Genomic DNA, 21655 nt, shown 5'->3' on the forward strand with positions numbered 1-21655 from the left:
ACCGCTTAATTAGGCGCGAGTGTACTGGTATAATTTATTGCCTTTTTAATATTTTAAGCTGTTATGACCTTAACTGAGCAATTTACTGCCCTCGATTCGTTACTGATGAATACGCGCTCGTATTGGCAATGTACTGCGTTTGATTTTGACTGTTTACCGTGGCCTGAATTACACGACCCCCTAACTGCTTTAACTGATCAGGACGTTGCTGAGTTAGATACTGATCAAGCGCAACTTTATCAGTTTTTTTCACCTTACATACCCGGTATTGAGCAATTAAGCCAATTAGCTTCACTCCCTGTCATAACAAGCAGTCGAACGGATTATCCGTTTTGGATTAGTAACGGTATTAAAGGACGAAAGTTTACACAGCTACAAGACTTTGTTGGTGCGCTACCTGCCAATGATCAGCCTATTTTAGAGTGGTGTGCAGGCAAAGGCCATTTAGGACGAATGTTAGCTTTTAATGGTGCGCCGAGCGTGCACAGTATTGAGCTACAATCTCACTTATGTGAGCAAGGACAAAAAAGTGCGCAGCAACAGGGGCTTGCTATGCAATTTAGCCAAGCTGATGTACTCACAGATAACACTCAGGATTTTTTTAACCCACAAACCCATGCCGTTGCTTTACATGCCTGCGGTGCGTTACATCAAACTTTTATGCATCAAGCCAGTGCGGCCAAAGTAACACAAATTAGTTTTTCACCTTGTTGCTATCACTTGTTTACCGAGAATAATTATCAAGCAATGAGCGAACAGGCGAAGCGAAGTGCGCTTAATTTAACTCATCGAGATTTAAAACTCGCCTTGCAAGAAACCGTCACGGCTCCATCGCGAGTGGGCAAAGTACGAAAAACAGAAGTTGAGTGGCGACTCGGGTTTGATGCTTTAAGAAAGTCACTCACCGGTGAGTCGGCGTATGTTAGTGTGCCCTCAGTGAATAAAGCAATATTTTCAGATTCGTTTGAATCATTTTGTAAGTGGGCGGCAGATAAAAAAGCCTTAAAACTGCCAAAAGATATTGATTACAATAAATTTTTATTGATTGGGCAGGCGCGAAAAAAGATAACCGAGCGAGTTGAACTGGTTCGACATGTGTTTAGAAGAGCAATAGAAGTTTGGCTTGTGCTCGATCGTGCTTTATATTTGCAACAGCAAGGCTATAACGTCAGTGTTAGTACATTTTGTGAGAAGCAATTAACACCCCGTAATATTTTAATTTTAGCCAGTTTAACGCCCTCGACCTAAAAGAGATGTAATGAGAAATTTAAATAACCTACTAGAAAATAATAAACGCTGGGCATCTAGAACGAGCGAAGCTAATCCCGAATTTTTTAAAATTTTATCGATGCAACAAAATCCAGAATATTTATGGATTGGTTGTTCTGACTCACGAGTTCCTGCTAATCAAATTGTTGATTTATTACCGGGTGAATTGTTTGTGCATCGTAATGTTGCCAACGTGGTAGTGCACACAGATCATAATTGCTTATCGGTTATGCAGTATGCGGTCGAAGTATTAAAAGTTAAACATATTATGGTTGTTGGCCACTACGGTTGTGGAGGTGTACAAGCGGTATTAAACGAAGATCGCTTTGGTTTTATTGATAACTGGCTACGCCACGTTGGTGATGTAAAAGAAAAGCATTTAGAGCAACTTAATGCTCTACCAGAAAAACAGCGTCTTGATCGTTTAATTGAGCTTAATGTGATTGAGCAAGTGCGTAACGTATCGCGCACTAGCATTGTTCAAGATGCTTGGTTACGAGGTCAAGAGCTCACAGTGCATGGCTGGGTATATGGATTAGAAAACGGTCACCTGCATGATTTAGAGTCGGTAGTTAGCTGCGCTGAAGAAGAATGCACTAGCTATAAAAAGGCAGTACACCATGTACTGAACAAGTCAGCGGGTAGTCACGCTTAATATGGCTAAAACGGCGTTAATAATCGGCAGTACCGGCTTAGTGGGCAGCCAGTTATTACAACAGCTGTTAGCATCTCCTTGCTATACGAAAGTAGTGAGCTTATCGCGCCGCCAATTAGACTTTTCTCATCCTAAATTAACTAGCCATGTTATTGATTTTGAGAACCTGACACATTACGTTGAGTTATTCAAAGGTGACGTGTTTTTTTCCTGCTTAGGCACCACGTTAAAGCAAGCTGGAAGCGAAGCAGGACAGCGTAAAGTTGATTTTGAATACCAATTTATTTGTGCGCAAATGGCGGCCAATAACGGTGTTCCTCATTATTGTTTGTTGTCATCAAGTGGCGCAAATGCGCATAGCATGAGCCGTTACCTAAAAATCAAAGGGGAACTTGAGCAGCAGGTAAAGCAGCTTGGTTTTTCGCGCTTGAGTATATTGCAACCGTCTTTGTTAGTCGGCGAGCGATCAGAGCTTAGAATTGCAGAAAAGTTAGGTGAGGTAGTACTGCCACTGTTAACGCGTTTTGGCATCTTCAAACGGTATAGACCAATAACCGGTGAGCAAGTAGCTAATAAATTGCTAAGGGTGAGCATAGAGCAGCAACAAGCAACGGGTTACTATGTGCTCGACGAGCTATTTGAATAACTGAGTGATTAGCGCCATAAAGCAGGTTCGTCTATGGCGTTATATTTATTATTCTGCGTCTGTTTTTGCCGATAATTGCTGTTCAAGTATCGCTACTTTTGCTTCTAATTCAGTTAGCTTTTCACGGGTGCGGATCAGCACTTGGCTTTGAATATCAAACTCTTCACGGCTTACAAAGTCCATTTCGGCAAGCTTATTTTGTAACACTTGCTTGGTTTTACCTTCAAGTGTATCAGCCAGGTTTTTTACACCTTGTGGCATGTTATTAGTGATCTGTTTCGCAATTTCTTCAAGTTTTGCTGGGTTAATCATAGTCGTCCCTTGCCTGTTGCCTAAAATGATAATAACTAATATTACCTTATTGGCTAGGCGTATTGTAGTGATTACGTTAAAATTGCCCGTCTTTTTGCAATCAGCTGGTCGTTATGAAACTCAATCCTAAACAAGATGAAGCGGTAAAGTACATTAGTGGTCCTTGCTTAGTATTAGCTGGCGCAGGCTCGGGTAAAACACGAGTTATCACCAACAAAATTGCTTACTTAGTACAGAAGTGTGAGTATCAAGCGCGTAATATTGCGGCGGTTACCTTTACCAATAAAGCGGCTAAAGAAATGCGCGAGCGGGTTTTGCAAACCTTAGGAAAGCAAGAGTCTAAAGGTTTATGGGTCTCTACATTTCATACACTCGGGCTTGAAATCATCAAAAAAGAGTTAAAAACACTGGGTTTTAAGCCTGGTTTTTCGCTGTTTGACGACCAAGATACGAATCAACTACTCGGTGATTTAACCGAAGATGAGCTTAAAAAAGACAAAGACTTACTTAATCTACTTAAAATGCAAATTGGTAGCTGGAAGAATGAACTCATTTTACCAGAGCAAGCTATTCGCGAAGCCAGAGAGCCACAAAAAGCCTTGTTTGCTCAGTTATATGCGCGTTATCAAAATCAGCTTCGCGCTTATAATGCACTCGACTTTGATGATTTAATTATGATCCCCACGCTGCTTTTAAGCAGTAATGCCACATCACGTGAGCGTTGGCAGCAGCGTTTTCGGTATTTACTGGTGGATGAATACCAAGATACTAATACCAGCCAATACCAATTAGTAAAATTGCTGGTTGGTGAACGTGCACGCTTTACTGTGGTAGGAGATGACGATCAGTCAATTTACTCTTGGCGTGGTGCTCGCCCACAAAATTTGGTGTTATTAAGTAAAGACTATCCAGGATTAAGATTAATAAAACTAGAGCAAAATTACCGTAGTGCAGGGCGCATTCTTAAAGCGGCTAATATATTAATTGCAAATAACCCCCATGAGTTTGAAAAAAAGCTCTTTAGTGAACTTGGCTATGGTGAGCAAATTAAAGTCATTGGTTGTCGCGATGAAGAGCATGAGTCTGAGCGTGTGGTTGCAGAGATTATTTCTCATAAGTTTATGAAGCGCACCAGCTATAAAGATTACGCGATTTTGTACCGGGGTAATCACCAAGCGCGTGGTTTTGAAAAGTCGTTAATGAGTAACCGTATACCTTATAAAATTAGCGGCGGGATGTCGTTTTTTTCACGTTCTGAAATTAAAGATATCATGGCTTACTTACGTCTTTTAGTGAACCAAGATGATGACAATGCCTTTTTAAGAATCGTGAACACGCCACGGCGTGAAATAGGCACGGTGACGCTTGAAAAACTAGGCACCTTAGCCAATGAAAAACATCAAAGCTTGTTTGCCACCTGTTTTGATAACGACTTAGGATACAGACTAAAAGGACGTGGTTTTAATGCGTTAGCTGGGTTTGCCCGTTGGGTGGTTGAGCTGTCGGATAACGCAGTACGCAGCGATACCTTAGAAGCGGTCAAAGATTTAGTGCGAAATATTAATTATGAAGCCTATTTATATGAATCATCACCGAGTGCCAAAGCCGCCGAAATGCGGATGAAAAATGTCTCGGAGCTGTACCGTTGGATCACCGATATGCTGACTGGCGATGCCGATAATCCGCCAATGACGTTAGCTGAAGTGGTTAGTAAATTGACCCTGCGCGATATGCTAGAGCGTAACGAGGAAGAAGATGAAGCAGATGCAGTACAATTACTTACGCTGCATGCTTCAAAGGGACTCGAGTACCCTTATGTATTTATGGTAGGCATGGAAGAGGGGCTATTACCACACCAAGTAAGCATTGATGAGGATAATGTAGATGAAGAGCGCCGCCTTGCCTATGTAGGTATTACCCGCGCGCAGCAAGAGCTAACCTTAACGTATGCTAAAATTCGTCGTCAATTTGGTGAAACATCGCAAACGGAGCTCAGCCGGTTTGTGCAAGAGCTACCACAAGATGACTTAGCCTTTGAAAACAAAAAAGCGCCTAATACTCAAGCTGAACGCATGGAAAAAGGCCAAGCTCGGGTTGCAAATTTAAGGGCAATGCTAAAAAAACCACAATAGCATGTGTTTAGCGTTATTTTGATTCTGAGCTTATAAGTGTTGAACGTATCGCGCTTTTAAGTGGGTGCTGTTTGGCAACAAACAAGTTCAAGCCATGCTTATCTAAAAGGGCTCTGAAGTTTAATATTGACGGGCCTTTAGCAATCACTTTAATGTGTTTAAGTTTAGTGATAGCCAGCAAACCTTGTAGCTGCAAGTCATAGCATTCCTGCTGCAATATTCGTTTACTGAAAGTGGAGCTTAATAGTAAGTAATCAAATTCTATCTCGGTCACTAAATTAAGCTCGCATTTATCCTTTGCGAAATTATTTAGACCAATAGAGTAGCCCAGCGCTTTAAGCTGTTTTAAGTTTTCTAGTTGCAGCGCACTGGCGTAACGTAATTCTTGATCATCAAACAACAAACAAAGTGGATCAATGTTTAATGGCTGCTTTAGTGCAGCAGTTAATAAAGAGAACTCATGCTTTTCTAAAAGCAGACTTGAGCAAGGCAGAAGAGCAACGCTTATTTCAGAGTCTTTCGCTTGTTGATACGCTTGTAAAATCAGTTGGAGTTCTACTTTTATATGCTGTTCTTTATCACTTGCAAATTTCTTTAAAATATCAAAACTAGTAAAGCCAAGTACAGGGTGTTCACCAAACGCTTCAAATAATGAGGCATATTGATAATGCTCATCCATAGAAATAATATCTGAGCTACGAAACGTCATAGGTAATACATCAAGATGGTGCAATGTTTGTGACTCATGTTGCAGCATTGGCTCTGTGAGTAACGGGTGAAATAATTCGAAGCGATTTTTACCAGAGTTTTTAGCGTAATACATTGCGGCATCAGCATCTCTAATAATTTCATCTGTATGTTTATAGCTTTGTTTTGAATAAGTGATACCAATACTCGCGCCGCTTTGCACACAAATACCTTTTGTACAAAAAGGTTTTCGCATGATGTTGATGATTCGATTTGCAACATCTTCAGCTTGGTTTGGCTCGGTTAAATGAGTGAGTAAAATTACAAATTCATCTCCCCCTAAGCGTGCTAATAAATCATGCTCACGGATACATTGAGAGAACAACTGACCCACGCTAATTAAAAATTCGTCTCCGGCATGGTGCCCAAGCTGGTCGTTTATATCTTTAAATTTATCAAGATCAATAAACAGTACCGCAAAGTGCTCATCAGGGTGACGTTGGTAAAACTGTAGCGTTTTTTCTAGCTGCGTTAAAAATAAATTACGATTAGGCAAGCTTGTTAATGAGTCATGGTGCGCATCGTGATACAGCTGCTGCTCTATTTTTTTACGCTCATCAATTTGCATCTGTAAATGCAAATTTGCTTGGCTTAGCTCTTTGGTTTTTTCGTTTACTCGAGAAGCGAGCTCTTGGTGGCTCTTTTTCAGCGCCTGTGAGGCTAATTTTGTTTGTAATACCGTGGCAATTTGATGCGATACAAAGGTTATGAGTTCTGCATCATCTTGTGTGAAAAGGTGTTCATTATTATAAGCTTGGCAAACAATTAAACCTATAACTCCTTGCGATGTTTTTAGCGGAGCGCCAAGCCAGCTGGTGGCTCTTCTAGATTCATCAATTGGTTTTTCACGCTCTACAATGCCACTATCTAATAACTCTTGTGCTCTTTGCGGGTGAATTATTTGTGTTTCTTCGGTGCTGATCACCAGCTCACTGTACCCTTTTGCAAAGCGCCTTGGTTGGGTGCTGCCTTGAAATTCGTCAACACTGTAAGGAAAACTAATCCAGCCCGTTTCTTTATCATACAAGGCAATATAAAGATTTTTTGCGTAAGTGATGGTTTTTATTATTTCGTGTATTTGAAAATAAGCATCATCTAGGTTTTTAGCTTGAGTTGTCAGCTCTGAAATTTTAAATAATATTTGCTGGCGTTGCAGGGCGCTTTTTCGCTGTTGTATTTCAACATTTAAAGCATCATTGCTTTGCGTTAATGCACGGGTTCTTAGTTTTACTTCTGATTCGAGCAACTCTCGTTTCTTAACGCGTTCAATAGCTGTCGCTAAATAAAGTGACATTGCTTCAAGTAGGTTTATTTGTTGCGAACTATAACCTTGCTCAGTGTCGTAACTTTGCGCTGCTAATACGCCAATAATATTTTTTTCTTGATAAACTGGAACGCCTACCCAGTGTTCTGCAGGTGTACCTAATGCTTTGAATAAGCCTTGCTGTGCAGCATCATGCATTTGTTGCTTAGTGAAATAAGTGGTCTTTCCTTGCTTAAACACATAACCCGTTGCGCCTTCTTCAAAATTATTCTCCCGATTAAGTGGTACAGAAATTCCATCTTTTTCATCAGAAAAATAAGACAGTTCCAACTGTTGTGATTGCGGCTCAACAAGCACCACATAAAAGCTTTTACTCGGGACATACTTTTGTAAAATGTCATGAATAGCTGGGTAAAGTAAGGTTAATTCGGCAACAGTACTTGCTTGCTCTGATAGCTGTATCAGGGCATTGTGGAGGTGGTAGGCATGTTTGTACTTTTTCAATAGTGCTTTTAGTCGTTTATTTTGGCGCACTACGCTACTCGGTACAATGAGTTTATCTTCCAATGATGTTTAACCAGTTATAATTTTTTGTATAGTTATTAATCATTATAGTTCCACTTTTAACATTTTGCGTCAAGTAGATATTTATCTTAATTATGCTGCGAAAAATCGATAATTAGAAACAAAAAAGGCTTACTGTGAGTAAGCCTTTCATTTATAGTTTTAGCCTGACTGATTTTATTTAGCAGTCATAAAGTCGATTGCTGCGCTTATTTCATCATCAGAACAATCCATACATGTACCACGTGGCGGCATTGCATTGAAGCCGTTGATTGCATGATCTAATAAGGTATCTTTTCCTTTAGCAATACGAGGAGCCCAATCGTCAGCTGATTTAGGAGCGCCTAAAGCACCTGTACCATGACAAGCAAAACAGGCCGCTTGATATACTTGCTCGCCTGAACGAGGCCCTGTTGGTGCAGCAACCTCTACTTTTTCACCTTCAAGGTAAACAGCACCGATAGGCGCTAAACGTTTTTTAATTGCATCTTCAGTCATAGAGTTATCATATGGCTGTGCGTATGCGGTGGTTGCTAGCACAAGTAATGCTGCAGCTGATAGTTTTTTCATTTTGCCTTGCCCACTTCAATTTGAACGTGATCAATCACGATTTTAAATGACGGAATTTAAACCAATTATAACTCCACTAAGTCATTTATAAAATGCTCAGAGTCGATTTTATTTAGAAATACGACTAATGATTGTCTTAACTCAATAAAATTACATGGTTTAGCGCATAGTTAAATTATAAAACGGGATCATCACGCCTTTAATGCGATCAAAGCCCTTACGACTAACTCATAGCTAATACGTTACGCACTAACTTATCGATTCCTGCATCTGCATCCATAATAGACTGTGCCAACATATAGGCCGGTGTCGTAACGAGTTTATTGCTTTTATCAATAACAATATCATCCACTTTACACTCTACGTGTTCAGCGCCTAATGTGCTAAGAGCCTCGGCTGTGTCGCTATCATTACCAATAGTAAGCTGAGGTTTATGATAAATAAAAGGCAATAGAGCCGGTGCAATACACATGTAACCCGTGGCTTTTTTTGCATCCGCAAACTCTTTACAAGCGCTAAGTACTGCCTCGTTTACTTTAGCGTTAGTGCCATTAATAGCAAAGTCAGATAGATTTTTAGCTACCCCGAAGCCCCCAGGGATAATGAGTGCATCAAATTGTGTAACGTCTAATTCAGCGAGTGACTTTATATTGCCACGGGTGATGCGAGCTGATTCAACTAATACATTTCGCGGCTGTGCTATTTCTTCACCAGTGATGTGATTAATGGTGTGGTACTGCTCTATATCAGGTGCAAAGCACTGATACTGAGCATTATTTTTTTCAATGTGTAATAAAGTCAGTACCACCTCATTAATTTCACTACCATCAAACACACCACAACCTGCTAAAATTACAGCTATATTTTTCATATCATTTCGCTCCATTAAAGTCTCTTAAATAAAGTTTAACACGATGAATCAGCCGATTTAAAAATTTATTTGCTCGTTTTTTAGGCGCAAAGCACGTTGTTATGCGCTATATGCCATTTAGTGATTAGTAGCCATGAAAAAAATTATAAAGGATCGCTATGATCTTTGATCCATTATGCTAGAATGCTCATCCAGTTATTTAAATGGACGTAAATAATTAAGGTGGGTTATAAAACCAGTGACGGTATAAATGCTTTTTCCACATTAATAAAAAAATAATAAAAAAGAACCTCGAATTATCTTTTTTTAAACAAAACAATAAATTACAAATTAATCTAGGCATTTCAAGATGCTTCGGATGAATTGCCTGTGGGTGTTATCTACATAGTTATCCACAACTTACTAAAAATGTAGCGCGATTACTCACATTAATTCACAGTCGTTTTATTTACTGCCTTATGGCATGCTTACACTCATATTACTTTTTTGTATTTAGGATCCAATTTTACCATGGCTCAGATCCCCGAAAACCCGCTTATTTTAGTTGATGGCTCTTCATATTTGTTTCGTGCTTATCATTCACCACCACATCTAACGAACTCTAAGGGTGAGGCCACCGGTGCCATTTATGGCGTGGTAAACATGCTTAAAAGTTTGATCAAACAATATGATCCCTCACATATGGTGGTGGTATTTGACGCCAAAGGTAAAACCTTCAGAAATGATATGTACAGTGAGTATAAAGCGAACCGTCCGCCAATGCCTGATGATCTGCGTACTCAAATAGCGCCGCTGCACAGTATTATCAAAGCAATGGGTTTTCCGTTAATTAGTATTGAGGGCGTGGAAGCCGATGACGTAATCGGTACTTTTGCACGGATTGCCTCTGAGCAACAACGTCATGTGCTGGTATCGACTGGTGATAAAGATATGGCGCAGTTGGTCAATGAGCATGTAACCTTGATTAATACCATGACCGACAGTATTTCAGATCCCGAAACTGTGGTTGAAAAGTTTGGTGTTGGACCTGAACTTATTATCGATTATTTAGCTTTAATGGGCGACAAAGTAGATAATATTCCTGGCGTTGAGGGTTGTGGACCTAAAACAGCAGTTAAATGGTTACAAAAGTACGGATCGCTTCAGGGCGTAATTGATAATGCTTCTGATATAAAAGGTAAAATAGGCGAGAAACTGGCAAAAGCGATTGATCATTTACCGTTAAGCTATGAGCTTGCCACTATTAAATGTGATGTTGAGGTTGAATCTGATCTTGATACTTTTAAATTACAAACACCGAATAAAGACGAATTAATTGCCTTATACGGTGAATGTGAGTTTCGTCGTTGGCTAGCTGAATTGCTAGACAACCCAAAAGATGCCGACACACATTTAGCAGTACCAACGCAAGAGAATGAGCTGCCAAAAGTTGAAGATGCGCACTATGAAACTATTTTAACTGAGGCCCAATTTGAGACATTAATAGAACAGCTTAATGAAGCTGAGCTATTTGCTTTTGATACAGAAACAACCAGTTTAGAGTATATGAAAGCGCAATTGGTCGGTATGAGCTTTGCGGTTAAAGCAGGGGAAGCGGCTTATTTACCAATAGCACACGATTACCCCGATGCGCCCGATCAGTTAAGCCTTGAATTTGTGATGCAAAAGTTGGGGCCAATATTAGCAGACGAAAATAAAGCTAAAGTAGGTCAAAATCTAAAATACGATAAAAGCGTGCTTGCCAATGCAGGCTACGAATTAAATGGTATTAAGTTCGACACTATGCTGGAGTCTTATGTATTTAATAGCGTAGGCACCCGTCATGATATGGACTCGTTGGCGCTTAAATACTTAGGCCACAAAAATATTAGCTTTGAAGATATTGCTGGTAAAGGTAAAAAGCAGCTTACATTTAATCAAATAGAACTTGAAAAAGCAGCGCCTTATGCCGCTGAAGATGCCGATATTACTTTGCGTTTGCACCAAGTGTTATGGCCGAAACTTGAAGCGGATGAAAAACTAAAATCGGTGTTTGAAGATATAGAAATGCCACTAGTAAGTGTTATTTCTGATATTGAACGCACCGGTGTTGCTATCGACAGCAACATGTTGGCCACGCATAGCCAACGTTTAGGTGAGCGATTACTTGAGCTTGAAAAAGAAGCGTTTGAAATCGCGGGCGAACCGTTTAACTTAAGCTCGCCAAAGCAATTACAGGTGCTGTTATTTGAAAAGCTCGAATTGCCCGTTATCAAAAAAACACCCAAAGGCGCGCCTTCTACAGCAGAAGAAGTACTGCAAGAGTTAGCACACGATTACCCGCTGCCTAAAGTGATTATTGAGCATCGTGGTTTATCTAAGCTCAAATCAACCTACACCGATAAGTTACCCTTGATAGTCAATGAACGCACGCAGCGAGTGCATACTTCTTATCACCAAGCGGTAACAGCAACGGGTCGATTAAGCTCAAGCGATCCTAATTTACAAAATATTCCTATTCGTTCAGAGGAAGGACGTCGTATTCGTGAAGCGTTTATTGCCGCAGATGGATATAAAATTGTGGCTGCCGATTACAGCCAAATAGAACTGCGTATTATGGCGCATCTCTCGCAAGATAAGGGATTACTAAGCGCATTTGCTAATGGCTTAGATGTTCACAGTGCCACGGCTGCTGAAGTATTTGGGGTTGAGCTTGAAGATGTAACATCAGATATGCGCCGTAAAGCTAAAGCGGTAAACTTTGGCTTAATTTATGGCATGTCGGCATTTGGCTTAGCACGTCAACTTGATGTACCACGCCATGAAGCGCAGCATTATATCGATAAATATTTTGAGCGTTTTCCAGGTGTTTTAGAGTACATGGAAACAACGCGTGAAAAAGCGGCCGAAAATGGCTATGTAGAAACAATTTTTGGCCGTCGCTTACATTTACCAGAAATAAATGCGCGTAATGGTGCTCGTCGCAAAGGCGCTGAGCGCGCAGCAATTAATGCGCCGATGCAAGGCACTGCGGCTGATATTATTAAAAAAGCGATGTTAAGCGTGCATACTTGGGTTAATCAGCAAGCACCTAATACAGTTAAGCTGCTCATGCAGGTACACGATGAATTGGTATTTGAGATTAAAACAGAATGTACTGAGCAATATACCAAACAGATTTGTGAGCTGATGTCACAAGCGGCGCAGTTAGATGTACCACTTATTGTTGAAGCTGACGAAGGTGATAACTGGGAACAAGCACACTAATTTAGCGCTACTGTACTGGTTTTAATATAGGCCAAATACAGAGTCCAAAAAGAGAATCATAAAGCGCCGCTAGGCGCTTTTTCTTTATCTTGCAGGTTAAAAAAAAGTTAAATTAAACAGCAGTTTGTATTAAATCGTTAGAGGTTCGTCAATTCGCTACGATTATCAATAATATGCTTGTATTTTTACACTTGCTTTTGGTAAAGTGCCGCCCGTCCTCATCCTGTAGGACATCCTGTTGATGATGCATCGTAAGATGCAACGTATTAATAGCTTCTCCCCAGTTTGCTATATCGGCCTATCATATATTTGATGGGCCGTTTTTTTATTGCCTTGCATCCAAGCGTTAAATTTATTCTCTAATTGCACTTAGCGTTTCAAGTGATACCATCAGTCTACTTAGCATTTTCGATTTACCACACAGTAACTAATGATTTTCAGCTGGGCTGATCAAAGTATTATTTTTACCGGTATAAGTCTTTTTATTTTAGGAGTGCATTATGTTTAAAACGTTAGCTATCGCAGGTTTATCTTTATCATGTTTACTAGTTTCAGGTGCTGCATCGGCAAACTGGCAACTATTGAACGATAAAAGCCAATTAAGTTTTGTATCAATTAAAAAAAATAGCATTGCTGAAGCAAGTCACTTTACTCAGTTAGCAGGGCAGCTGAGCGATCAGGGTCAATTTAGCGTAAACGTTGATTTAACCTCAACCGAAACCTTTATCCCAATCCGTAACGAACGTTTAAGTAAGATATTGTTTGAGTCTGACACGTTTGCAAACGCAGTATTAACCGCTGACTTATCTGATAAGTTGTCACTTATTAAGCAACCAGGGCAGTACGTATTAAAAGGTATTAGCGCTGAGCTAGACTTTCATGGTCATAAAAAGCCACTTGCTGTTGATGTACTCGTAAGCAGTGCGGCCAATGGAGATTTAAGTGTGGCATCATTCACTCCTATCATTATCAACAGTGATGACTTTAAGATCACCGAAGGGGTAATGCAGTTACAAAAATTAGCCGGATTACCTTCAATTGCTACTGCCGTGCCAGTTACTTTTGCACTGACATTTAAAAAACAGTGATTTCACTTAACGAGCTTAGCAAGCAACTCAGCGAGCCAAGCAAACCTTTTGAACAATGGCAGCCCGCTCACTGCGGGCAGTTACCATTATTGATTGATGAGCAAGGTAAATGGTTTTACGCAGGTAGTGAAATTACCCGTCAATCAATGGTGAAACTTTTTGCCAGTGTATTATGCAACGAAGATGGGCAGTTTTACTTAAAAACACCCGTAGAAAAAATCGCGATTGAGGTGAAGGATGCGCCTTTTATTATTGTAAATTGGCATAGTGAACCGACATCAGAGGGAAGTGTTATTTGTTGTATTGATAACTTAAACCGCACATGGCTATTAGGTCGTTCTGAGTCACTTTATATCAATGACTACAAAGGTGCGGCTGTGCCTTATATGCAGTTACCCTACGGCTGCTTTGCGCGAGTTGCGCGAAATGTGTTTTATCAGTGGGCTGAAATAGCCGAAACAGATGAGCTCGGCTATTTTATTACCTCCGCACAGCAGAAATTTTACTTACAGTAATTATTCGCTATCTGGCGCTACTAAATCAGCAGGTGGAACGGCCACTATTGGGCCTAAATACCACTCATCTAGCTTTTTAGCGACTTCTGGTAAGCCGGTGCCTTTAAGTGATGAAAATGCATGAACCGTAATATCGCCATCTAATTCACTTAACTCACGACGTACGCTAAGAACTTGTGATTTACGCGGACCTTGCTTTAGCTTATCGGCTTTAGTTAATAGTGCCAATACCGGAATTTCACTGCCTACAGCCCAATTAATTAAGTCGCGGTCTAAATCTTTTAATGGATGACGAATATCCATTAATACCACAATACCTTTTAAACTTTGACGTTTTTGCAGATATTCGCCTAGCGATTTTTGCCATTTCTTTTTCATTTCAATCGGCACTTTTGCAAACCCATAGCCAGGTAGGTCAATTAGGCGCATATTATCTACATCGGCAAGTTCAAAGGTGTTGATCAGCTGAGTACGGCCGGGTGTTTTACTGGTTCGTGCTAACTTTTGATCGGTTAGGGCATTTAGCGCACTTGATTTACCTGCATTAGAGCGACCGGCAAACGCGACTTCAATTCCCGTATCAGCAGGTAATTTAGTGATGTCTGGCGCGCTTGTAACAAAAGACGCAGTGTTATACTTGATACGAGATTTGAGCACAGGCTCTCCTAAAACTTAAAAAAATAACATTGGGTAAACCAAATTCACCCGTGGCGCGTATTTTATACTATAAAGTAGCTATTAAAAAGTGTATTTGAGCATGTAAGATCATTGCTGACAGTACATTTTAACTGGCTTAGCGTTTAATTTTACTCAAAACCCTATAATTTATAGGTTTAATGTGTGTAGAAAACGTGCCAGAGAATTTAATATCGTGTAGAATATAAAAATCACAACATCCATATTGTAGATGATACAGGGTCGGAAACAGAGAATTCACCATGAAAAAAATAGCACTATCTTTAACTATATTGCTTGGTGCGTTGTCAGCAAGCAACGCAACAGCATTTGATGGCGATGTAAACGCAGGTAAAGAAAAATCAGCAACGTGTGCGGCTTGTCACGGCCCAGACGGTAATGCGCCGGTTAACATCTACCCAAAAATTGCAGGCCAACACGCAGATTACATATACAAGCAACTTACTGAATTTAAATTAGGTATGACTTCGGGTGGTAAAGAAGGTCGTATGAATCCAGTAATGAGCGGTATGGCAATGCCATTAAGTGATCAAGATATGAAAGACTTGGCTGCTTACTTTGCTTCTTTGAACATGTCTGAAGGTGCTACACCGAAAGATGTTCAAGAAACAGGCGCCATGTTATATAAAGCAGGTGATGCTGAGCGTGGTATCCCATCATGTGCGGCTTGTCATGGTCCACGTGGTAATGGCTCTTCATTAGCTAAATTCCCAAAAATTTCTTTCCAACATCCAGAATACATCAAGTCACAACTTGAACAGTTTAGAGATGGTGTTCGTAATAACGACCTAAATGGTGTTATGCAGGACATTGCAAAGAAACTAACAGATAAAGACATTGAAACACTCTCTAAATACCTTGGTGGTCTACACTAAAGTCGTATTTATTTAGATGTTGTTAACATAATATAATGTTAATTAGTGAAAAAGGCAGCTTTAGCTGCTTTTTTTGTGCCTGCAATGACCGATAAAGCTCCTTCTCTTGTAAGACATTGACCATACTTTGGTGTAAGAAAAATCTCATTTTATTTTTAATTTTTAATGTAACTTATTGTAATTTATATTTTTTTAGTGTTTTTTGTCATATGTAGTACAAGAAAAAAGATATAAATTAGTTGTAACAAAATTATTAACGAGTAAATTAACCCCTGTCGCAAAAACAATAACAAATAGGAAAACGTTATAAGGATAGTAGCGCGGCACGACTGAATAGCACATAGAGTGTGCTACCAAAGGAAATATCAAAAAAGTGTTAGGAAGACCGAAAATAATAAAATACTCATGGAAGTTTAATAATAAAAACAAAATGGAATGCTACACGGAAGATAAATAATAAAAATACGGATAGAAAATAATAATAAAAACAATAAAGACTAAAAAGTCGAAGGGAGAAGTGTCCATATAATGGCGCTCAGATTAGTAGGCGGTAGAGATGTTTTCTCTACCGCCTTTTTATTTGTCCTGTTACAATACCCCCCGTTTAAAAAAAGCACCTTAACTGTGCTTTGGCGCACAAAACGCCCAAACTGAATTCTCCTGGCTAGGCCAGCACCGCGATGCCCATTGAGTTGCGCCTCGCTCAAAACCTCTTAAGTGAGACGATCAAGATATGAGTAGAAAGAAAAAGTCACGTAAAATTCCATCAAATGGTCCCGTTCGTTTAAGCCAAGATAAGCTTAAAGAAATGCGCGCATTGAAAGAGCAACGTGTTAAAAAAACTAAGGGCGCTAAGCCTGGTTCACGTAATGCACCGGATGCATTGAGTAATGACACTCAAAAAGCAGGTTCGGCTGCTAAAGATAAACGCGTTGGTAGTAAAAAAGCAGTGCCATTGGTTGCACCTGCTGCTGAACCAAAAATCGAAATGAAACGTAACCTTAAACCTGTAGCAGAGCTTAAAAAGGCTGTTGAACCAGAATTAACGCCTGAACAAGAGTTAGAAGCCCTTGAAAATGATGAGCGCTTACTTAAATTAGTTGAGCGTCATGAGCAAGGTGAAATGCTAACGGGTAAAGATGCAAAATACTTTAATAGCCGCATAGCGCGTCACCAAGTGCTTTGTAAATTATTAGGCATTGAAGATGAAGAAGAATTTGAAGATGACTTCAGCGATGAAGACAGTAATTCAGACTTTGATCAATACCTATCAAACGATCTAGCGAATGAATGGCTAGATGACGACGAAGATAAGTAATAAGGACACGCAATGAGTACAGCAGTGATCTTAGCCTTAGTTGTAGGTGCTGCTATTATAGCGGGCTTGGCATTTTATGCGGGTCAGTTGCTCTATAAGCTAAATGTGCAAAAAAAGCTAATTAGCAAAAAACAGGCAGAGCAACAGCAAAAGCTAAAACAGTCGCGTTTAAAGCGTAATGCGAAGTTAGCCGATAGTATTCATTTAATTGCACGTGCTATGAATGAAAAGCAATGTGATTATTCTGAGGGGTGCTTACGTATTTGGGTGCTTATGTCGCAATATAGTTTTGATACTGAGCGCGACCTAACGAGTGCATACCCGGGTATTTATAAAATGTACGACGTGGTAAAAGAAATGCCAACCCATGATTCGCGCAAAAAGTACGCTAAAAAAGAAATTTTTAAGCAAGACACGGCGCGCTGGCGCGCAGAAGAATCACTGAGTGATGAAATAGAAGCTGACTGTAAAAAAATTATTGTTGAGTTTAAAGCAGCCCAAGGCAGCGAAAACGTGGTTTTTAACTAGCGCTTATATTTTACGGCATATATAAAAAAAGCAGACCTTGGTCTGCTTTTTTTATGCGTGCTAGTTTTAAATTATATAACGCGTGAGAAGCGAGTGGCATTTATCTGTTTTTGTAAATGCGCATCAAAGCACATACAAATAATACGAATAAATAAATTCCCTTTTGGTGTTACGCTAATTAGGTTGTTTTCTATTGTTACCATTTCATCGGCAATTAATGGTGCGAGTGCCTCTAAAGCATCTTGAAAGTAGTCATTAAAGCTGATTTTATGTCTGTTAGCGAATACGCTCATATCAAGCTCAAACTGGCAAATAAGCTGCTTAATCGCATCGGCGCGAATAAGATCATCTTGGGTTAAATGCATGCCTTTATTAATGGCACTGCCTGCTTGCTCATCAACTGCTTGATAATAATGTTTTAACTCTTTTTTATTTTGTAATATCGCTGTGCCTATTTGTGAAATAGACGAGACACCTAAGCCCAATAAGTCGCACTCGCCATGAGTGGTGTAGCCTTGAAAATTACGATGCAGCTGATTCGTATTTTGTGCAATGGCTAGCTCATTATCAACTTTTGCAAAGTGATCCATACCTATAAATTGATAGCCCGCCTGCGTCATTTGCTCTAGGGTATTTTTAAACATGGTGAGCTTATTATGCGCACTGGGTAAATCGGCGTCTTTAATTTTACGTTGGGCGGCAAAACGTTCTGGTAAATGAGCGTAGTTAAATACTGAAACGCGGTCAGGGTTTAAGGCAATAAGTTGCTCAATCGTTTGCGTAAAGCTCTCAGGTGTTTGTAGTGGCAGGCCATAAATCATATCAGCATTAATTGATTTAAAGCCCAACTGTTTTGCTTGGGTAATTAATTGCTTTACCTCATCAACATGCTGAGGGCGATTAACAGCCAGCTGAACCTGATCATTAAAATCTTGAATACCAAATGACACACGATTAAACCCCAACTCGCTTAAATCAACCAGCATATTGTCAGCCAGTGAGCGAGGGTCGATTTCGATACCGCGCTCGCAGGTATCGCTAAAGTTAAAGTGTTGCTCTAGCAGCTTTACTAAGCGCGTCATTTGCGCTGCGGTTAAAAAAGTTGGTGTGCCGCCCCCCAAATGTAATTGCTCAACCCGATAATCTTGAAACAGCGGCGCTTGTGCTGCAATTTCTTTAGCTAAAAAGTCTAGGTAGGTATCGGCTTTAGATTGGTGGCGAGTAATGACTTTATTACAGCCACAGTAATAACAAAGCTGACTACAAAAAGGAATATGAATATATAAAGACAACGAACGGGTTTGCGATGATTCAATAGCGCTAATCAAATCTTGTTGCTGATAACCATCAGCTAACGAAAGTGCGGTCGGGTAAGACGTATAACGCGGGCCCGATACATTGTATTTGTTTATTAAAGTTTGATCCCATTGAGGAAGTTTAATCATCACGCGCACCTTATCTTTTAAGTTGCTGCGTATTGTAAAAAAGCAAAGGGGAGGAGGTTTTGATCTACAACAAAAAAAGGTGCCGCAGCACCTTTTTAATATATAACGCGGCTGCGTTACATTATGGCGTCTTTTAAGTACTGAAATAACTCTTTGTAGCTTCTCGCTGGTTTTTCAGCTTTTACTTCTTTGGCAGCATTACGCACCATTTGGCGCATTTTTTGGCGCTCAAGAGCTGGATATTGTTCAATTGTTTCGTTAATTAAGTCATCGCCTTGTTCAATTAAATCACTGCGCAGTTGCTCAATTTTTTTGATCATAACCTCAGCTTGGTTATTTTTATTAAGCATGACATCAATGATCGCTTTAATTTCTTCAATATTTTCTACCGTACGAAGGGTTTTTGCGATGTAATTTAAATGTCGGCGGTAAGCATCACTTTTATTACTTATTTTATCAGCAACCACCATTGCTTCTTTTAAGTCATCATTGAGCGGCAGGCGTTCGCGCTGCTTTTTACCCATTTTGGCAATTTCAGATCCTAACTGATGAAACTCTTGCGCTTCGCGCTTAAGTTCACTTTTTGATACATATATAATTTCTTCTTCAATTTCAGCAGGCTTGCCTTTTTTCTTCGCCATGGGGTGCTCTTAAATAAAAATAACTTCATCTATTATACGCGATTCTTTTAGTGATTAATATTAGCTGATGTGGTGCAGTGAGTGTGTTAGCATTTAAATATAAAAAATGTGTGCAATATGGCCTTCAGGGCTCAGGACAGAATTTATGAAAAGCCAACACCAAGATCCAATTTATTCGCAAATCTCTCAAGTAAAAGACGCTGTATCAGAAGTACTTGAACATGCTAAAAAACTAGGTGCTACCGCTGCAGAAGCTGCTATGTCTAGCACTTCGGGGCTGTCGGTAAGTACGCGCATGGGGGAGGTAGAAACCATTGAGTTTAATCAAGACGGTGGTTTAGGTATTAGCGTGTATGTTGGCAATAACAAAGGCTCGGCATCAACGGCTGATTTAAATCCTAAAACATTACGTGCTGTGGTCGAAAAAGCCATCGATATTGCTAAATTCACTTCAGACGATCCATGTAATGGCATTGCTGATAAAGAACTGCTTGAGTTTGCCCCTAAAGATTTAGACTTGTTTCATCCTTGGGATGTAAGCCCAGAGCAAGGGATTGATTTGTGTCATGCCGCAGAGCAAGCCGCATTAAACGCCGATGAGCGAATTGTGAATTCAGATGGCGCGAGCTTTTCATCGCATCAAGGGTTGCGAGTATATGGTAACAGCCATGGTTTAATTGCAGGCTTTCCACGTACTCGCCACAGCATAAGCACTATGGTGATAGGTAAAGAGGGCGAGCATATGCAGCGCGACTCAGCCTACACGATTTCTCGCGATCAAGCGGGGTTAAAAGATGCTGCAAGTGTTGGACTTGAAGCTGCAGCAGAAACCCTAGCAAAACTAAACAGCCAAAAACTAGGCACCATGAAAGTGCCGGTTATTTTTAGAGCCGATATTGCTAATTCATTGTTTGGCCATTTGGTATCAGCAATTGGTGGTGGCGCACTGTATCGTAAATCCAGCTTTTTATTGGATAGCTTAGGCACGCAGGTATTTAGCAAAACCGTTAATATTTCAGAGCGTCCGCACTTACTTAAAGGCTTAGCATCATCGCCATTTGATAGCGAAGGGGTTAAAACTCTCGACAGAGAAATAATTCACGGTGGCGAGTTACAAACGTATTTATTAGCAAGCTATGCGGCACGTAAAATGAATATGACCCCAACAGGGCACGCTGGCGGTATTCATAATTGGTTAGTAGAACAGACGCATCAAGATTTAACTGCATTATTAAAAACCATGGGTACGGGCTTATTAGTTACAGAATTGATGGGGCAGGGCGTGAATACCGTAACCGGTGACTACTCTCGCGGTGCGGCTGGTTTTTGGGTTGAAAATGGGGAAATACAATACCCAGTAAGCGAAATTACGATTGCTGGTAATTTAAAAGATATGTTCAAAGGTATTTCCGCTATAGGTGGCGATATAGAACGTCGCGGCGGGATTCAGACTGGTTCAGTACTGATTGAACAAATGCAAGTAGCAGGTGCTTAATACCCATCCGCAATGATATTTATTTCAGTGAATTGGTATAAACCCACTTTGCTTGCTTAAATTAAGTTTAATTTAAGCAAGCCTTCTTTTGATGTTTTTAAGGTGTGATATGGCTAAAGATAGATATGCGCCAAAACCGTTAACCGATATTATGGCTGGGCTGAACAACCGCTTAGCAGCCTATGCGGGAAAAAGCCATGCACTGGATACACAGCAACAATTGTTGCGCGATTTCTTAGGCCCTAAGTTAGGTGAAAAGTGCCGAGTAAGTAATTACCGTGACGGCACCTTAATGATAGAAGCTGTTTCTGCACCTATTGCGCTTAGGCTTAATTATTTAAAAATGGACATGCAATCGCATTTTAGAGCCGCGGGTATGGCCGAGCTTGGGCAAATAAAAATTACTGCCAATCCACAGGCAACTCAACGGTTAAGCACTCGACCTAAAGTGGCTGATGGCAAACCAACGAACTCCCTTAAAATGAGTGAACAAACGGCTGATTATTTAAATGCGATCGCCGATTCTGCTCCACCGTCATTAAAAGAAAAGCTTCAACGCTTAGCTTTACACGGTAAAAATAAACCTTAATTAAATACCATTTGACACCTTGCTCGGTTTGTTTTGCTGGCTTTAAAATACTTTGTTACATATTCGATTTTATTGTTATTTAAATCAGGTTTATGATGCCTAGTTAGTACTTCCTAAATTAGGTTGTAGCTGATGCGTATTTCATTAAGCAGATAATAGACTGCATCCTATTGTTGTTTTTTTGAGTTA

Annotated in this window: 19 protein-coding genes; 12 read left to right on the top strand and 7 right to left on the bottom strand. The window is 40.1% G+C overall.

Annotated elements, in window-relative coordinates; all coding sequences use genetic code 11:
* Positions 1-63: 63 nt before the first annotated feature.
* Genes L641_RS0112950 through L641_RS0112960 form a run of 3 tightly spaced genes read left to right on the top strand, consistent with a single transcriptional unit; the run spans position 64 to position 2570 of the window.
* A complete protein-coding gene (locus L641_RS0112950; RefSeq protein ID WP_024602123.1) occupies positions 64-1248 on the top strand; it encodes a methyltransferase in 1185 nt (394 codons plus the stop codon).
* Between the two features lie 10 nt (positions 1249-1258).
* Positions 1259-1924, top strand: a complete 666-nt coding sequence (gene can, locus L641_RS0112955) for a carbonate dehydratase (protein WP_024602124.1) — start codon at positions 1259-1261, stop codon at positions 1922-1924.
* Between the two features lies 1 nt (position 1925).
* On the top strand, positions 1926-2570 hold the full coding sequence (locus L641_RS0112960) for an NAD(P)H-binding protein (protein WP_024602125.1): 645 nt from the start codon (positions 1926-1928) through the stop codon (positions 2568-2570).
* 48 nt (positions 2571-2618) lie between these two features.
* On the opposite strand, the gene L641_RS0112965 is transcribed toward L641_RS0112960, so the two are convergent.
* The gene (locus L641_RS0112965) at positions 2619-2882 is read right to left on the bottom strand and encodes an accessory factor UbiK family protein (protein WP_008112735.1); all 264 of its coding nucleotides are present in this window, start codon (positions 2880-2882) and stop codon (positions 2619-2621) included.
* A gap of 113 nt (positions 2883-2995) precedes the next feature.
* On the opposite strand from L641_RS0112965, the gene rep reads away from it, so the two are divergent.
* The gene (gene rep / locus L641_RS0112970; protein ID WP_016899315.1) at positions 2996-5014 is read left to right on the top strand and encodes a DNA helicase Rep; all 2019 of its coding nucleotides are present in this window, start codon (positions 2996-2998) and stop codon (positions 5012-5014) included.
* A gap of 13 nt (positions 5015-5027) precedes the next feature.
* On the opposite strand, the gene L641_RS0112975 is transcribed toward rep, so the two are convergent.
* From L641_RS0112975 to elbB, 3 genes are all read right to left on the bottom strand, one after another.
* On the bottom strand, positions 5028-7592 hold the full coding sequence (locus L641_RS0112975) for a diguanylate cyclase (RefSeq protein WP_013463870.1): 2565 nt from the start codon (positions 7590-7592) through the stop codon (positions 5028-5030).
* Positions 7593-7766: 174 nt separating this feature from the next.
* Positions 7767-8159 (bottom strand): cytochrome c5 family protein, encoded by a 393-nt coding sequence (locus L641_RS0112980; protein WP_024602126.1) that lies wholly within the window; start codon positions 8157-8159, stop codon positions 7767-7769.
* 223 nt (positions 8160-8382) lie between these two features.
* Complete coding sequence (gene elbB, locus L641_RS0112985) at positions 8383-9030, bottom strand: isoprenoid biosynthesis glyoxalase ElbB (protein ID WP_024602127.1); 648 nt, start codon at positions 9028-9030, stop codon at positions 8383-8385.
* Positions 9031-9540: 510 nt separating this feature from the next.
* Between elbB and polA the strand changes: the two genes are divergently transcribed.
* The 3 genes from polA to L641_RS0113000 all read left to right on the top strand — a co-directional run bounded on the left by polA (position 9541) and on the right by L641_RS0113000 (position 13879).
* Positions 9541-12276 carry a DNA polymerase I gene (gene polA / locus L641_RS0112990; RefSeq protein ID WP_024602128.1) on the top strand — a complete coding sequence of 912 codons (2736 nt, stop codon included), beginning with the start codon at positions 9541-9543 and terminating at the stop codon, positions 12274-12276.
* Positions 12277-12776: 500 nt separating this feature from the next.
* Positions 12777-13364 (top strand): YceI family protein, encoded by a 588-nt coding sequence (locus L641_RS0112995; RefSeq protein ID WP_024602129.1) that lies wholly within the window; start codon positions 12777-12779, stop codon positions 13362-13364.
* Entirely contained in the window at positions 13361-13879 is a 519-nt protein-coding gene (locus L641_RS0113000; protein WP_024602130.1) for a DUF1285 domain-containing protein, read from the top strand. The genes L641_RS0112995 and L641_RS0113000 overlap by 4 nt, the downstream gene beginning before the upstream one ends.
* Here L641_RS0113000 and yihA read toward each other — a convergent pair whose 3' ends face one another.
* Positions 13880-14536, bottom strand: coding sequence for a ribosome biogenesis GTP-binding protein YihA/YsxC (gene yihA, locus L641_RS0113005; protein ID WP_013463876.1), 657 nt, complete (start codon positions 14534-14536; stop codon positions 13880-13882).
* A 281-nt stretch (positions 14537-14817) separates the two neighbouring features.
* On the opposite strand from yihA, the gene L641_RS0113010 reads away from it, so the two are divergent.
* The 3 genes from L641_RS0113010 (at position 14818) to L641_RS0113025 (ending at position 17296) form a co-directional block, all read left to right on the top strand.
* The gene (locus tag L641_RS0113010; protein WP_013463877.1) at positions 14818-15450 is read left to right on the top strand and encodes a c-type cytochrome; all 633 of its coding nucleotides are present in this window, start codon (positions 14818-14820) and stop codon (positions 15448-15450) included.
* A gap of 733 nt (positions 15451-16183) precedes the next feature.
* A complete protein-coding gene (gene yihI / locus L641_RS0113020) occupies positions 16184-16768 on the top strand; it encodes a Der GTPase-activating protein YihI (RefSeq protein WP_013463879.1) in 585 nt (194 codons plus the stop codon).
* Positions 16769-16780: 12 nt separating this feature from the next.
* Positions 16781-17296, top strand: coding sequence for a DUF2489 domain-containing protein (locus L641_RS0113025; RefSeq protein ID WP_024602131.1), 516 nt, complete (start codon positions 16781-16783; stop codon positions 17294-17296).
* 71 nt (positions 17297-17367) lie between these two features.
* Here the strand turns inward: L641_RS0113025 and hemN are convergent, their stop codons facing one another.
* Positions 17368-18741 (bottom strand): oxygen-independent coproporphyrinogen III oxidase, encoded by a 1374-nt coding sequence (hemN, locus tag L641_RS0113030; RefSeq protein WP_024602132.1) that lies wholly within the window; start codon positions 18739-18741, stop codon positions 17368-17370.
* Between the two features lie 116 nt (positions 18742-18857).
* Positions 18858-19382 carry a ribosome biogenesis factor YjgA gene (gene yjgA, locus L641_RS0113035; protein ID WP_013463882.1) on the bottom strand — a complete coding sequence of 175 codons (525 nt, stop codon included), beginning with the start codon at positions 19380-19382 and terminating at the stop codon, positions 18858-18860.
* Between the two features lie 145 nt (positions 19383-19527).
* On the opposite strand from yjgA, the gene pmbA reads away from it, so the two are divergent.
* Both pmbA and L641_RS0113045 read left to right on the top strand, forming a co-directional pair.
* A complete protein-coding gene (gene pmbA / locus L641_RS0113040; protein WP_013463883.1) occupies positions 19528-20877 on the top strand; it encodes a metalloprotease PmbA in 1350 nt (449 codons plus the stop codon).
* A 109-nt stretch (positions 20878-20986) separates the two neighbouring features.
* On the top strand, positions 20987-21466 hold the full coding sequence (locus L641_RS0113045; RefSeq protein WP_024602133.1) for a DUF721 domain-containing protein: 480 nt from the start codon (positions 20987-20989) through the stop codon (positions 21464-21466).
* The last annotated feature ends 189 nt before the right edge of the window (positions 21467-21655 follow it).

This window comes from Pseudoalteromonas sp. TB41 (assembly GCF_000497975.1).
Taxonomy (GTDB): Bacteria; Pseudomonadota; Gammaproteobacteria; order Enterobacterales; family Alteromonadaceae; genus Pseudoalteromonas; species Pseudoalteromonas tetraodonis.

Excerpts from the sequence above, each read along its gene's own strand:
- yjgA (WP_013463882.1), bottom strand. The coding sequence starts at position 19,382 with ATGGCGAAGAAAAAAGGCAAGCCTGCTGAAATTGAAGAAGAAATTATA.
- pmbA (WP_013463883.1), top strand. The coding sequence starts at position 19,528 with ATGAAAAGCCAACACCAAGATCCAATTTATTCGCAAATCTCTCAAGTA.
- L641_RS0112960 (WP_024602125.1), top strand. The coding sequence starts at position 1,926 with ATGGCTAAAACGGCGTTAATAATCGGCAGTACCGGCTTAGTGGGCAGC.
- L641_RS0112980 (WP_024602126.1), bottom strand. The coding sequence starts at position 8,159 with ATGAAAAAACTATCAGCTGCAGCATTACTTGTGCTAGCAACCACCGCA.
- rep (WP_016899315.1), top strand. The coding sequence starts at position 2,996 with ATGAAACTCAATCCTAAACAAGATGAAGCGGTAAAGTACATTAGTGGT.
- L641_RS0112995 (WP_024602129.1), top strand. The coding sequence starts at position 12,777 with ATGTTTAAAACGTTAGCTATCGCAGGTTTATCTTTATCATGTTTACTA.
- yihI (WP_013463879.1), top strand. The coding sequence starts at position 16,184 with ATGAGTAGAAAGAAAAAGTCACGTAAAATTCCATCAAATGGTCCCGTT.
- can (WP_024602124.1), top strand. The coding sequence starts at position 1,259 with ATGAGAAATTTAAATAACCTACTAGAAAATAATAAACGCTGGGCATCT.
- L641_RS0112950 (WP_024602123.1), top strand. The coding sequence starts at position 64 with ATGACCTTAACTGAGCAATTTACTGCCCTCGATTCGTTACTGATGAAT.
- L641_RS0112965 (WP_008112735.1), bottom strand. The coding sequence starts at position 2,882 with ATGATTAACCCAGCAAAACTTGAAGAAATTGCGAAACAGATCACTAAT.
- elbB (WP_024602127.1), bottom strand. The coding sequence starts at position 9,030 with ATGAAAAATATAGCTGTAATTTTAGCAGGTTGTGGTGTGTTTGATGGT.
- L641_RS0113045 (WP_024602133.1), top strand. The coding sequence starts at position 20,987 with ATGGCTAAAGATAGATATGCGCCAAAACCGTTAACCGATATTATGGCT.
- L641_RS0113010 (WP_013463877.1), top strand. The coding sequence starts at position 14,818 with ATGAAAAAAATAGCACTATCTTTAACTATATTGCTTGGTGCGTTGTCA.
- L641_RS0113025 (WP_024602131.1), top strand. The coding sequence starts at position 16,781 with ATGAGTACAGCAGTGATCTTAGCCTTAGTTGTAGGTGCTGCTATTATA.
- hemN (WP_024602132.1), bottom strand. The coding sequence starts at position 18,741 with ATGATTAAACTTCCTCAATGGGATCAAACTTTAATAAACAAATACAAT.
- polA (WP_024602128.1), top strand. The coding sequence starts at position 9,541 with ATGGCTCAGATCCCCGAAAACCCGCTTATTTTAGTTGATGGCTCTTCA.